The organism is Bartonella sp. B12(2025) (genome assembly GCF_053795135.1).
In genome coordinates, this window is record NZ_CP200031.1 from 26,257 (window position 1) to 39,246 (window position 12,990).

Sequence of the window (12,990 nt, forward strand, 5' to 3'; positions counted from 1 at the left end):
ATCATTGTGGTGAGGGCGGATCAGTTTTTTGGTGTCGCTGTGTTCACAATTTTTTTTAACGGTTATGGGTATTGGTTAGGTTATCCGTTTAAAAGAGAAGAAATACGTAAGAAGGTTTGTAAGAGTTTTGATCAAAATTACTTTTTGAGTAATGGGTGTTGAGGGATTTCCAGTAAATCTAGAGTGAAATTACACTTAAGGAAATTTAGTTTGGGATGATCGAAGTGACAGATGTGCAATCAATTACATCAAGAATATTTTTTAATCTATCTATTATTGAGCGTTACGAAGATAAACTCTACCAGTATAAGAGCAAAGTCCAATTTAAGCTAAAAGTGCTTTTCACTTTGATAGCTTTATTGGTTTTATTTGTAAAAGTACCTAAAATTGAGGTCATTTGTGGAGCTTTTTTTGATTTTAGCTGTTGAGAGTATTGTTTTTTGAATGCACATACTTGGCGGGTATGCAGACAGAGAACATTCTGCGATTGCGATATTTATGAGGAAGGGAAGTCTACAATGTTGTCAAGTTATATCTGAAAATTTTATGTCGTGATATATTTAGCTGCACGGAATTTTAAGGAGTGGGTTACGTGTAGAGACTTGTGATCATGTAATAAATCAGAGAAGGGAAAGTGCAGGTTTCTCAGTTTTTGGGAAGTTAAAATGTTAGCTAAAGTTGTAGATAATTGAGGTATTTTGCTTTCTTACATGAGGAATAGTGACAAGTTATGTCGAATAACTTGGAATGATGAGAGCGTTTTTTGAAAATAGCTTTTCAGTTGATTGAGTATGTAAAGACCAGGGCAGTTGTCTTTGTGAAGTAAAAAGTAGGGTCGGATTTCTCTATTGTGGCCTTCAGAAATTCAGTGGGCAGTGATATCCAATTGTTTGATAGGGAATGTTGGGGTATTTAAACGCCTCATTTGGTTATATTCTGCACTACAAAGGAAAGTTACTGTGTCATTTAAACTTTGTGTTTTTGGAAAAGCAGCTTTGAAGTGAAAGTTATCAAAAATATTCATGCTCAAATGTAAGGCAGTCTAAATTTGTCATGAGATGTGAGGAAATGGAAGCAATGGATACAGGTTTTAACGAGATAGAAATTTTGTCTATAAAATCTGTACAACTTGCAGCTGCTTTTGATCATAAAAATGATGCGATTCACGCTGCTGTTGAATTGCTTGTGCAGGTTGGTGCAGTTGGAAAATGTTATCTGGCAAGTATGCTTCAACGTGAAGCAATAACAAATACTTGGCTTGGGAATGGTATAGCAATTCCTCATGGAATGGTTGAAAGTCGTGATTTGATTATCAGGGATGCTGTTTCTGTTATACAGATTCCTGCTGGAGTTGAGTGGTGGGACGGAAATAAAGCACGTTTAGTTATTGCCATTGCGGCTTGTCCAGATCGCTATAGAGAAATTTGTAAAAAATTGACGCATCTTTTATTTGATAAGGAACGGCTTGAAGTACTTTTAACAACTGACAACAAACAACAGATTGTTACAACTCTTTTTGGTCAGGACATTAAGATGGGGAAGACTTTTATTGGTGACCTTTCTGTGTGTCAGGAATGGACTTTAGATTATCCAAGTGGTCTTCACGCGCGACCGGCTTCTCTTTGGGTTGACTTTGCAAAAAAAGCTCATAGCTCTATCAGAGTTCGTCGTGGTCAGCATGCCGTTGAAATGAAAAATTTGGTTGGTTTATTGCAATTAGGAGCAAAAAACGGTGATGTTTTGATTTTTTCGACAGATGCTGCAGAAGGTACACAACTTCTTAAGGATGCAATCTCTGTTGTGAAAAAAGTGAGCATAAGTGAAAAATGTGTTGTGAGAGAGATAGAAGCTCAAACTAAGACTTTTCACGGTTGGTATCCGCGTTCTAGAAAAAAAGGTATTTCTGGTGTTGGAGCAAGTTCAGGGTTAGCTTTCGGCAAGATTTTTGTTTTAAGGCAGAATGATATTTTTATACCGGATCAGCCAATTGATTTTGCAATTGGTGCTGCGTGTCTTGAAAATGCCCTTACAAAAACAAAACGTAAAATGGCATCAGTTATTGCGGATATTACAGCGCGTATAGGAGCAGATTCTGCTGCGATTTTTTCTGCACAAATGGTTTTGCTTGAAGATGAAAATCTGATAGCTCAAGCTTGTCGTTTTATGGCAGAAGGTCATGGTGTAGCCTGGTCTTGGGATAGAGCAGTTCGACAGTTTGCAGATATGTTTTTTAAAGCAGATAATCCTTTCTTAGCGGCGCGTTCTGTTAACTTAGTTGATGTCGGTCGTCGTGTTTTAGGTGAGATTAATCCATCGTATAGATCATTCTTTTTAAATGATATCCCACATGGTGTTATTCTGGTCACAGATGATTTATCTCCCTCTGATGCAGCTCAGCTTGATTCTACAAAAGTACAGGGATTAGCAACAGCATGGGGAGGCCCACTGTCTCATACAGCTATTTTAGCGCGTACCCTTGGTATTCCAATGGTTGTTGCTGCAGGTGCTAATGTTTTAGCAGTTGAGTGTGATGTTCAGGCCATTATTGATGGCGATAATGGATTTATTTATCTTGACCCTATGCCTGAAGACGTTTCAGATGCTCAAAAACAGATAAATATTGTCGCGCAAAAGCGTGACAGTGAAATATGCGTGTGCAGATTACCAGCGCAAACAACAGATGGCCAAAGGATCCGTATCATGGCTAATGTCAACTATGCACATCAGGTTCCTGTTGCGCTTGATTTGGGGGCTGAAGGTGTTGGACTCATGCGTACAGAATTTTTGTTTTTAGATAGTCCACATATTCCGGATGAAAAGGCACAGTTTGATGTGTACCGAGCTATGATTACAGCTGTAGGAGATAAGCCATTAATTATTCGTGCGCTCGATATTGGTGGGGATAAACAGGTTACGCATTTACATTTACCTAAAGAGAACAATCCTTTTTTAGGTGTTCGAGGAACACGGCTTTTGTTACGTCGGCGTGATCTTTTAGTTCCCCAGTTACGTGCTCTGTATCGAGCAGCAAAAGAGGGGGGAGATTTATGGATTCTGTTTCCAATGGTCATGTCTGTTTCAGAGGTTTTTGCTATAAAAAAGATTGCAGAAGAAATTCGCAACGATATTGATGCACCAAAGTTAAAGCTGGGTATTATGATTGAAGTTCCAGCAGCGGCTATTATGGCAGATGTTTTGAGTGCCCATGTTGATTTTTTCTCAATTGGAACAAACGACTTAACCCAGTATACGATGGCTGTTGATCGACAAAATCCTTACCTTGTGTTTGAAGCTGATAGTCTTGATCCAGCGGTTTTGCGCATGATTCATCAGACTATTCAGGGCGCAGCAAAACATAAATGTTGGGTTAGTGTGTGTGGCGGTATGGCTGGAGATCCTTTTGCTGCGATGATTTTGACTGGATTGGGGATTAATGAACTTTCTATGATATCCTGTGATATTTCTTCAGTAAAAGCGTGTTTGCAGGCGCATAGTTTTGAAGATATGAAAATTTTAGCACAAAAAGCATTACAGTGCGAAACTGCACGAGCTGTACGCACCCTTAGCAATGATATAAGGTGATGTGCAAGAGTTTTAAGGAGGGTTCGTCAATTCTGTAATTTGGTCAAGTAATCACATTATAAATCATTTTTATTGCAATGAATTTTATTATCCTCGTGAAGCGCATTTTAATGTTGATGACCAAGAAAGTTAATGCAGCCGCTTATCTTGCTTATTGGGATACAATTTAGTGGTAACGGGTTGGTAGTAGTACTTAATTATTTGATATTTTAAAAATATGGACAGCATATCAATTTGAAGATAGTGCTGTTCACTAGTGAGAAGATGTGCACATGGGTACAAAAATTTCTGATTTATGATGATCCAGTGATCGCGTTTTAGATGTCTATCCACGGAAAAAAATTGTTTTTTAAAAAAGATGATGTGCTTGTTATTTAACAAGTATTACATCTTATTTTGATAAATGAAATTGTTTTTTAAATTTTGAGTGTATAGTTTAGACTTGCGTGTTATTTCTTTCTGGGTATAGTGCAAAACTCTGGAGAGGTGGCCGAGTGGTTGAAGGCGCACGCCTGGAACGCGTGTATATGGGAAACCATATCGAGGGTTCGAATCCCTCTCTCTCCGCCATAATATAATAAAATCAATAGATTACATAAAAGTGCGGGAATTTTTATTTCATTGATTCCATTAACTTATTTTTTGCTTATCTCGAACTTTTTTAAGCTTATTCTCAATCATTTACCCAGATATGAAATCAGACTTGCCAGTATGGTGCTTGATCTTATTTTTATTGACCGTGTAGTAATAGTGTACGACAAGGGGTAGCAATAGCAATTATGAGTTTCAAACATAAGGGCTTAAAATTGTTTTATACAACGGGTTCCACAAAAGCTATTCGATCAGGTTACGTAAAAAAATTACACGTTATCTTAACGGCTTTAACAAGTGCTACTATACCTGAAATGTTGAAAGCGCTTGCCTTTAAAATGCATCCTCTGCAAGGTGAGTTTGCAGGATACTATTCTATATGGATCAACGGCAATTGGCGTGTTGCTTTTTGCTTTATCGGAACAGATGTGGAGCTTGTTGATTATCAAGATTACTATTGATGAAAGGAATGAAAACAAATGATGCATAATCCCGCACATCCGGGCGAAGTTCTAAAAGTAGCTTTCTTGGAAGAAATGGGGCTAACAATACAAAAATTAGCTGGCCATCTCCATATGACAAGAGCTTCTCTATCAAGAGTGATTAACGGGCATGCTTCTATGAGCACCGAGCTTGCAGTTAAATTAGAATTGGCTGGTTTTAGTAAAGCAAAGTTTTGGTTGGATATGCAAACAAACTATAATTTATGGCAAGCAATGCAACAGACACAACCACCTATTTCTCCTCTGGTTTCTGATGCTACTCAAACGCTACTTTGATTTCGTTAGTAATTTTGATGCTGCTTTGGTTTGTTTTTTAGCAGCTACCCATTATCCTAATTTTTTTGATTGCTTCTATTGCTAGTCGTTTTCTATCTGCTGTTTTGGTATAGAGCGATGCCATGTTGTCTTCAGTCCAACCAAAAAGCGCTTTCATTTAAGAAACTGTAGCGCCTGCATTGGTTGCACGCGTTGCTGTTAGTTTTCTTAATCCATGTGCTAGATTTTTTAATGCCTGCTGCGTTACAAACATCTCTGAACAGATTGCCCATTTAAAAAGCCCGTTCAGTGCTTTTAGAAAGTTTCTCGCAGTTTCTGGTGTTTTTTTGCGTCGTTCAACACCAGCTATGATATGCGTGTTTTTAATTTCTCTGTATGGAATATTTCCTATGGCATCGCACACCTTCTAAGAATGAAGTTCTCTTTGTCTTTTGTAGCTTTAGCTAGGCTGTGCCAATTGACGCTGTTAAAATATTGTTTGAGAAGCCATGCAAAGGAACTTTCAATAAGTTTTCCTGGTTTGGATTTAGGAAGTATGAGCCCTTGTGATTGGGCTAGGGCGCTTTTATAGTTGTCAACAAATTCTTGCGTTCCATAAATCCCGTGGATTCTAATTCGTTGCCCATGACCAATACGCACATACCATATAGTTTTGCCATGGCGTGTAATTTCTTTAACAAGATGAGGAGGGCGTGGCTTTGGCATAGCAGCTTCACATCTTAGAGAGCAAAGCTTCGTAATATTCATTCTTTGGCAAATCTAATAATTTGTCTGGATGGGTAGCAGTTTTAGGTACTCCGATTCCCGTATTAAGGTAGATTAGCAATTCACCCGTAGGCTTGATTTATATTAATTCGCAGCCTTGTTTTTTAGCTTCTCTTAGGGCACGAGCAATGGCTGGCTGTGTTATGGTGGGAGGGCGATGTGGCATATCTTTTCTCCTAATTTTAGATGCAGTTTATCTGTGGCGTGAATCACGCATTTCATGAAAAGTTGTTATGGAAGAGGGCGGGAGACTAGAAGGCGTTAGAATAGCGCTTCCATATTTTAAATAGTTTGCAGTTTTATTTTTTAGATGTGTTTAATTTCATATTTCCAGTCTGATAATTGTGTAAGAGCCGAAGCTATTCTTCCTCTATGATAGACGCATAGATCAGCTTCAAAATAGGTGATTGCAATGCATTTTTTGTCTAAAAAAAATCGCGCTGCACAGTACATGTCCAATATCAAAGATGGCGGTAGTGCGTACGAATTTTTATTTGCGAAGGACGAATATCTTCCCGCTTCGTTGGAAGAAGGGACAAAAACCCTCTGCAACGGAAATGAAAATGGTTACATCTCTCACCAATGATGCGTTATCGGCATTTAGGCAGACAGTCCGTGAAAACGAGATTAAAACGGCATTTTCGGTTCTTTCTGGTGGGTTGAAGAGTCAGTTTGGAGCGGATGAAAAGTCTACAGCATTTGCGTATTTTTATGCTTTTAATGGGATTAGTAGTTGAGCACTCCAAAAAGTGACCAAGGATGTTTTGAAAGGGAAGGTGGAAAGTTTAAGCACGACGTTTATGCCATCGAGTGCTGATTTTCGTTTTTACTGTGAAAAGCTTGAAGAAGAGATCAGATTGACTTGTGGTATTGTCATGACTTCTCTTGGAATGCCTGAAGAAGAGGGCAAAGAGCAGGGCACGCCGTTAACGATGAACGTATGGAAGAGATGAGAAAAGAGCTTAAAGATGTTTTAAAGGGTATGAAAAAATAGCAAAATAGTGAAAATTACTAATTATTTTGGATTGGATATACATTTTAGAAAGTGATTAAAAAGTTTTTTTGGTGTAAAATTACCGCTGAAAGTGAAAACAGCTGTGTAGTGTCCCATTTAAAGCAAGTAAATCTATTAATGTAAATTAAAGATTCTAAAAAATACTCAATTTTAAAACATTTGTTTTTAAAAAACGTGGGCAAGCAGCTGGTTCCCAGAAATTATTGCGACAGCTGTTGAGCACTCTTTATGTGGTTTCGTTTAGGGTGGTGGGTGTTTAAAATGTGAAGATAACTTGAAGAGTAGACTTCGGTATCAAAGTGCAAGTTAGAGCATGGAGTTACAGGGGCGCATGCTAATGATACTAAAAAAGTAGTTTATATCTTTATATAAGAGACTAATTTTAAAAATAATAATTTTTACAAAGGAAGTGCGTATGTTTACAGATAACCAGCTAAGGGTCTTGTGCGGTATTATAGTTTTTGCATTCTTATGCTTTTTAGGAGTAAAAAAAACTCTGACTTTATTCAGGGTGTTTTGACATTCGCGTCTATTTCTTTGGTAATAGTAACAACTATTTTTGCGATTTTATGCAACTCACAACTTCCTTCAGAATTGCAACACAATCCAAAATACAGACGTGGCAATACAACAATTTGGAAGCTTCTAACACTTGATTTACAACGGTATATGTACAAACTCTTAGAGCTAATAGCTTTAGCGCTTGTCGCCTTAATTTTCCCAAAAAGTTATAAGGAAACTGTTTCTTTACCAGTCATTTTTCAGTATGTGGAGCGCATGTTCTCTGTTTCATTGGATATCGCACTTTGGTACTTGGATGCCGTATTTTGGTCTTTAGATATCGCGCTTTGGTACTTTTTTTTAACTCGTGTGCTTTTTCTTATGTTTTATACGCGCAGTTTAATAAAGATATCTGTTTATACGTTACAGTCTTCCATTAAAAAGCCATCGTAAAATTCTTCAATTTGATGTTCTAATTCTCTCTTTACAAGAATTGCATTATACATACCATCATTATCTTTCGGTACCTTAACATTTATTTGATGCTGAAAATTTTCAGTATTAAAGATTAGTTCGAAAGCATTATGTGTCTCGCCAAAAATATTCACTTTCTTCAATACAGGATCTTTTGCGCTCTTTCGAAGAAATTTCCACAAAGAATCTTTTTTAAAATTATTACCCTCTTTTCATTTAAGATCTAAGCTAAACGTAATTTCAGTAAGGTCGTCAGTGGAAAATTCTCCAATAGAATTTTGAGCTATTCCCTTCAAGGCTTTTTTGTTGATATTCCAAACAGGTCTGGTATTTTTGAGTTTTTATATTTCAGTTCTATTTTTTTAACTGAGCGCAGTTTTTCATTAATTTCTTGTTCACTAACAACAGCGGGCGAAATGCTCATTGTTGAGGAGGAAAAAGATTCTTTGTGTTTTAACTGCAGAGAAGTGTTTAGCTTTTTATTTGAAGAAAAAAGAACGGATGCTCGAGGAATAAAAATTCCAAAATATTGCTGATCCTGTTCAATTAATTGGCTAGAACGCGGATTGGGAAGATTTTGGTAGTTATTTTCAGAATCAATCACTTCATTATTGTAAGGATTTTTTTCTCATTAAAGCATAAATCCAATAGCAAATATTCGAGTTTACATAAAATTTTTCGATTGTTAAAGTAACGTACTGATTATCAATTATAGTAGGAGAGTGCGTTCCTTCCTTAAAAAATTCATCAGCGCTATTTATACTAATGGGTTCTGATTCTGTAGATATATTATAAGAAAGAAATTTAATAGTATTCATAAAGTTAACGCAATTACAATGTTTACAATCTTATTTAATGGATTAAGTACTACCTAAGTTAATACGGCTATTAAGAATGGAGGGGGGATCTGCTGAAAAAGCTCTATGTCTTTGGAATCAACTTGTATGCATCTTATTTCAATTTTTGATTATGAAAAGATAAAATATAAAATTTCATTACAGAGCAAGATGAGTTTTGGAGAATTTACGGTAAAAGTGGTAAAAATACTTCTTTAAATTTTCTCTAAAGCTGTTTGTTGTTTACAACTTTTAGGGAGGAGTTTTAAGCTGATTTGCAAATCTAAGGCATCTAAAACACTAAAAAAGTAGAAGGCCGAAGGTTACCTTTTTCGCTTAAAGAGTGATAAAGAGACTCTCGGTTTAATCCTGTTTCGTTGGAAATTGCTGTCATTCCTTGTTTGCGTGCGATAATCCCTAATATATGTGAAATGTAGCCACTATCTTTGGTTTCTAAAGCATCTCGTAAGAGTTTTTTCAAATCTTCAGGAGTTTGAAAAAACTCGCTGGCATCAAAGGCTTTTATTTTCATCATTAATCTCTTTTACTAATTAAAGGGCTTTTTCGATATCCTTTTGTTGAATTGATTTGTCGCCTGCGTTTAATAATAAAATAATTTCTTGTCCTCTTTTTACAAAATAAATCCGATAGCCAAGGCCGTAATTTATTTTTAGTTAGCAATAAAATATAATTCTATATATTAATAATATCTTTTTGAAAACATTGTAAAAGTATAAGAATTTATGATAAAATAGTCCTCGTATAAAACATAAATTTAATGAACATGAAAATATGCTAAACAAAGTAACTTTAATTGGATGTTTTGGTGCTGATCCCGAAAGTAAAACAATGCCCTCTGGGGCTGAGGTTGTAAATTTCAGCATGACTACTTCTCATAGCTATACTGGCAAAGGAACCAATCAAAAAGTAGAAAAAACAAATGGCATTCCGTGGTATTTTTTAATCCACATTTTGCAAAAATTGCTCTTCAGTATTTAAGCAAAGGTTCAAAGGTTCAAAGGTTTATATCGAAGGGCGATTACAGACACGCAAATGGCAAGATAACAAAGGTATTGATCGCTACACTACAGAAGTGATTTTGCCACAGCTTAAAAGCAAGCTGTATTTGCTTGGATATGAAACAAGATAACAATGCCTCTGATGCTCCTATTCTACAGTCTACCATTATAGCCCCAACACAAAGTCACACCGTATCTACACATGATGATATTTCATTTTGATTAAGAAAATATGGTCAAAAAACATGCGAAACGTGGACGACCACGGATTAAGGATGTATGAGAGAACCAAATGGTCGTATTTCACGCGCAAAAATGCTACGTGAATCTATTAATAAATTGATAATTGAAATGAGTGCTAAGCATTTTGGTTTGACTGTGAAAGATCAATTATTACCATATTTTATGCATTGATTGCGGATTGTTCTTAATGTGCTTTATAAGCATTTTGTGCAAAATCGTGTAAGTATGTAAATTTCGAGCGACGTCTTAATTCGCTATGTATCGTTTTTAACGTATTTCATTGATATTTTAATTATGAAATCGAAAAAATTAACTTCAGATTAAAGACTATTAAAATGTGTAAATATTTACACATAATGAGTGCGTATAATGGAACAAGATAGCCGAAAAATCATTGCAAAATTGACGCGTGATGGCTTTGAACTTATGAAAGTAAAAGGCTCACACCATAAATTGAAAAAGAAGGGAAGGTGGTTATTGTTCCCCATCTTAAAAAAACTTCCGATAGGTATGGCGTGTTCTATTGCCAAACAAGCAGGCTGGTTAAAAAAAGGAGAAGAAGAATGAAAAGATTTTTTGCTCTTGTTCATAAAGATAAAGATTCTGCTTTTGGTGTTCAGTTTCCTGATTTTAAAGGGCTTTTTTCTGCTGCCGATCAAGAAGAGGACTTAATCGTAAATGCAACCGAAGCTCTTCAACTTTATTGTGAAGAAATGGATACTTTACCAACTCCCTTAAAATTTGAGGAAGTCATACAGCAAAAAGCCGTTAAAGAAGCTTTGTTGAAAGGAGCTTTTTTGATACAAGTTCCCTTTATTGAAAATGATGCTGAAGTAGTACGTACTAATATATCGATTGAGCGAGGACTTTTGCGTGCGATTGATGATTGTGCACAAGAAAGAGGGTTAACAAGATCTGCTTTTTTGGCAACGGCGGCACGCCATGAGCTTAATATTTAGCGATTAATGTGGAGAAGGTTCTTAGTTAAAGAACTTTTAGCAAAAACCTATAACTGTATAAAATTATAAAGTGTTAATAAAAATTAGAATACAGAAGGTAAAATAAAGGCGATAGTTATGATGATTATAACTATCTTTGATGTGATGTACACTGCATCTAATATTTCCACACTAAACATTTCTTTCTCTTTTAGATTGTTTCACTGATTTCCTCTCCACCCTTAAGAGCTGTGTTTTGCGGTGTAACGAATAATTGTCTAATTTAGATTGGGAAATAAACAAAACACAAGATCTATATTTTTTTGTTTATATAGTGTGAAAAATTGTATTTAGCGACATATGCTGTACTAGTCTTATTGTGTCCGGATTTCAGATTTTTTCCATAAAATTTTAGGAAATATTAAGCCTTTAATATGGCTAAAAAGCCCTATTTTCTTGGAAAAATGGGCTAATTTGTTTTGTCAAATAACAAAAGTAAATAATTGACCAATACGTCATTAAATAATTTTTCAAAAGGAGTGACGATGAAAGCGGTCATCATTAGATCAATGTGCGTTTTTTGCGATAACAAAAGCACTGTTCGTTTTGAACCTTCAACATTAGATAATCCATTCGTTGAGGTTTCTAATACGGTCTACGCTCGTCTTAAACGTGCCAATGCTGCAAGACTTTACCAGGAAGAGCCATTTATTGCTACTGATGTAGAACAACAGCTTGATAAGGATACAAAAACAGGCGGTGAAGCAGAGATAAGCAAGAAAGAATCTAAAGAGCAAGAATCTATAGAAACAGTCGTTTGTAAAAATTTAAAAGTAGCTAAAGCGTCTAAGCCATCAGCGGATTTTACAAAGAAGGCTTAGCATTTGAAGTTAACTATTCATCAAAAATTGTATCTTCAATAGAAGATATTTTCACTAGTCTTAAAGCACCACGTCTTAATTGGGCGCTTCTTCATTGAATCGTGAAGTTATCAGTATATTCGTTAGAAATTTTAATCGTTTTTCATAACATAATCTAGAAAAATTTAGGGCGTTAATAGAAAAACTTGGTGAAAAAGGATGTGCTTTATAAAAATACGTTCGAAAATTCTATTTTCTAACCTTATTATTGGATCCCTAACAACTATAAAATATCAATAAAATAAATAAGTTATGAAAAAAATTCAGATTCAAATTCCTCTCTCTCCGCCATTAACTTAAAATGAACTTTCATATGTCGTAGATGGCATGACCCAAAAAGCTCAGTATTTTCAGTCTTTTTTGATGTTTGCAATTGACTTTCTCTCTATAAAAACACTCTGTTTTCTCTAATTTTTCTCTTCTAACCCCTTTTCTGAAAAACACTGTACTTGGAAAAGCGAAATACGGAGCTTTTAGTCATGTTAAATCAATGACTTAGCAATTTATCGGTTTGCAATAGTCTGTGCATACCATTGCTAATCAAGTGCTTTGACGCAGCATATTATCAGCGGCTTTTATAACAAACTGAGCCTTATATGCTTTCTCACCTTCACTCTATTGGAATTGTGGTCTTTTGAGAGGCCGAATATTTATTGAAGCTTGTTGGCTAGTTTCTGTTTTTTAATCCTGGCAGTGGCTTTCGGATCGTGCCAAGAGATGCTTGCAACCTGTTGTGGCCAGGCGTTACAGCAATTGTCCATTGGAGTGTATGTCTGCCAGAATTCTAATTCTTCATCTTTAGATGCTCAAGTTCCAATCCGTCTTTCAACTATTCAACTAGTTTGCATTTGATCAGCAGCACTTCTGTTGCAGTAAACTCAAATACAAACTACTCCCACGTTGCACTGGCTAGTGTTGAGAAGTGATACTCTGATCCTGGCTTTGCTAATTTCTGCAGAGCTATCTCGAGCCAGTTCGCAATGATGATTTGAGTATTCACTTTGGTTGATACTTTGCCAGCTGCATCAATGGTGAAGACATCATCTATTCCAATGAGTTTGGATTTATGTCTGTTGCTTGCATTCGAGCTGGCGTTACTGATTAGATTGCTGGTGGATACAATCAATAAATAAGGTGCTTCTGCCATACAGAATTTATTGACGATCTTATCAAGCTAGGATGATGTCTGCTTCAAGAAACAATAGACAAGAAAGATGTGCTCAGTTTGCGGGTTTAAGGTGCAAAACTTCCAAAGGCCGACTGAGTTCTACTCATGCTTGTTAGTAAAGCTGATAGTCTCGGAAATCTTGGCAGCCAGTTTTTTTAT

13 protein-coding genes, 1 tRNA gene and 4 pseudogenes are annotated in these 12,990 nt (G+C 36.0%); 13 read left to right on the forward strand and 5 right to left on the reverse strand.

The annotated features are described in order from the left end of the window. Nucleotides 1-215: 215 nt before the first annotated feature. From V3564_RS00140 to V3564_RS00160, 5 genes are all read left to right on the forward strand, one after another. Complete coding sequence (locus V3564_RS00140; protein ID WP_455480857.1) at nucleotides 216-428, forward strand: hypothetical protein; 213 nt, start codon at nucleotides 216-218, stop codon at nucleotides 426-428. Nucleotides 429-1,077: 649 nt separating this feature from the next. Continuing rightward, nucleotides 1,078-3,582: a phosphoenolpyruvate--protein phosphotransferase gene (gene ptsP, locus V3564_RS00145; protein WP_455481482.1), complete on the forward strand. Its 2,505-nt coding sequence runs from the start codon at nucleotides 1,078-1,080 to the stop codon at nucleotides 3,580-3,582. A gap of 480 nt (nucleotides 3,583-4,062) precedes the next feature. Next, nucleotides 4,063-4,152 (forward strand) — tRNA-Ser (locus V3564_RS00150). A 200-nt stretch (nucleotides 4,153-4,352) separates the two neighbouring features. Next, nucleotides 4,353-4,634 carry a type II toxin-antitoxin system RelE/ParE family toxin gene (locus V3564_RS00155; protein ID WP_455481483.1) on the forward strand — a complete coding sequence of 94 codons (282 nt, stop codon included), beginning with the start codon at nucleotides 4,353-4,355 and terminating at the stop codon, nucleotides 4,632-4,634. An 18-nt stretch (nucleotides 4,635-4,652) separates the two neighbouring features. Continuing rightward, a complete protein-coding gene (locus tag V3564_RS00160) occupies nucleotides 4,653-4,952 on the forward strand; it encodes a HigA family addiction module antitoxin (protein WP_455480858.1) in 300 nt (99 codons plus the stop codon). A 37-nt stretch (nucleotides 4,953-4,989) separates the two neighbouring features. Here the strand turns inward: V3564_RS00160 and V3564_RS00165 are convergent. Next, nucleotides 4,990-5,657: pseudogene (locus tag V3564_RS00165) on the reverse strand (hypothetical protein). 536 nt (nucleotides 5,658-6,193) lie between these two features. On the opposite strand from V3564_RS00165, the gene V3564_RS00170 reads away from it, so the two are divergent. From V3564_RS00170 to V3564_RS00180, 3 genes and pseudogenes are all read left to right on the forward strand, one after another. After that, the gene (locus tag V3564_RS00170) at nucleotides 6,194-6,454 is read left to right on the forward strand and encodes a hypothetical protein (RefSeq protein ID WP_455480859.1); all 261 of its coding nucleotides are present in this window, start codon (nucleotides 6,194-6,196) and stop codon (nucleotides 6,452-6,454) included. A 12-nt stretch (nucleotides 6,455-6,466) separates the two neighbouring features. After that, nucleotides 6,467-6,670, forward strand: coding sequence for a hypothetical protein (locus V3564_RS00175; RefSeq protein WP_455480860.1), 204 nt, complete (start codon nucleotides 6,467-6,469; stop codon nucleotides 6,668-6,670). 477 nt (nucleotides 6,671-7,147) lie between these two features. Beyond that, a pseudogene (locus V3564_RS00180) lies at nucleotides 7,148-7,686 on the forward strand (hypothetical protein). Nucleotides 7,687-7,999: 313 nt separating this feature from the next. On the opposite strand, the gene V3564_RS00185 reads toward V3564_RS00180, so the two are convergent. From V3564_RS00185 to V3564_RS00195, 3 genes and pseudogenes are all read right to left on the reverse strand, one after another. After that, nucleotides 8,000-8,311 (reverse strand): hypothetical protein, encoded by a 312-nt coding sequence (locus tag V3564_RS00185; protein WP_455480861.1) that lies wholly within the window; start codon nucleotides 8,309-8,311, stop codon nucleotides 8,000-8,002. Between the two features lie 524 nt (nucleotides 8,312-8,835). Next, nucleotides 8,836-9,078: an addiction module antidote protein gene (locus tag V3564_RS00190; protein ID WP_455480862.1), complete on the reverse strand. Its 243-nt coding sequence runs from the start codon at nucleotides 9,076-9,078 to the stop codon at nucleotides 8,836-8,838. Nucleotides 9,079-9,094: 16 nt separating this feature from the next. After that, nucleotides 9,095-9,217, reverse strand: a pseudogene (locus V3564_RS00195) (type II toxin-antitoxin system RelE/ParE family toxin); the annotation flags it as partial. Between the two features lie 118 nt (nucleotides 9,218-9,335). Between V3564_RS00195 and ssb the strand changes: the two are divergent. The 5 genes and pseudogenes from ssb to V3564_RS00220 all read left to right on the forward strand — a co-directional run bounded on the left by ssb (nucleotide 9,336) and on the right by V3564_RS00220 (nucleotide 11,624). Then, nucleotides 9,336-9,784: pseudogene (gene ssb, locus V3564_RS00200) on the forward strand (single-stranded DNA-binding protein). A 57-nt stretch (nucleotides 9,785-9,841) separates the two neighbouring features. Then, nucleotides 9,842-9,976, forward strand: coding sequence for a hypothetical protein (locus V3564_RS00205; protein ID WP_455481489.1), 135 nt, complete (start codon nucleotides 9,842-9,844; stop codon nucleotides 9,974-9,976). A 198-nt stretch (nucleotides 9,977-10,174) separates the two neighbouring features. Then, a complete protein-coding gene (locus tag V3564_RS00210) occupies nucleotides 10,175-10,372 on the forward strand; it encodes a type II toxin-antitoxin system HicA family toxin (RefSeq protein ID WP_455480863.1) in 198 nt (65 codons plus the stop codon). Continuing rightward, on the forward strand, nucleotides 10,369-10,764 hold the full coding sequence (locus V3564_RS00215; RefSeq protein WP_455480864.1) for a type II toxin-antitoxin system HicB family antitoxin: 396 nt from the start codon (nucleotides 10,369-10,371) through the stop codon (nucleotides 10,762-10,764). Before V3564_RS00210 ends, V3564_RS00215 begins: the two co-directional genes overlap by 4 nt. A 524-nt stretch (nucleotides 10,765-11,288) precedes the next feature. Then, nucleotides 11,289-11,624: a hypothetical protein gene (locus V3564_RS00220; RefSeq protein WP_455480865.1), complete on the forward strand. Its 336-nt coding sequence runs from the start codon at nucleotides 11,289-11,291 to the stop codon at nucleotides 11,622-11,624. 928 nt (nucleotides 11,625-12,552) lie between these two features. Here the strand turns inward: V3564_RS00220 and V3564_RS00225 are convergent. Beyond that, entirely contained in the window at nucleotides 12,553-12,810 is a 258-nt protein-coding gene (locus tag V3564_RS00225) for a hypothetical protein (protein ID WP_455480866.1), read from the reverse strand. Nucleotides 12,811-12,990 lie beyond the last annotated feature (180 nt).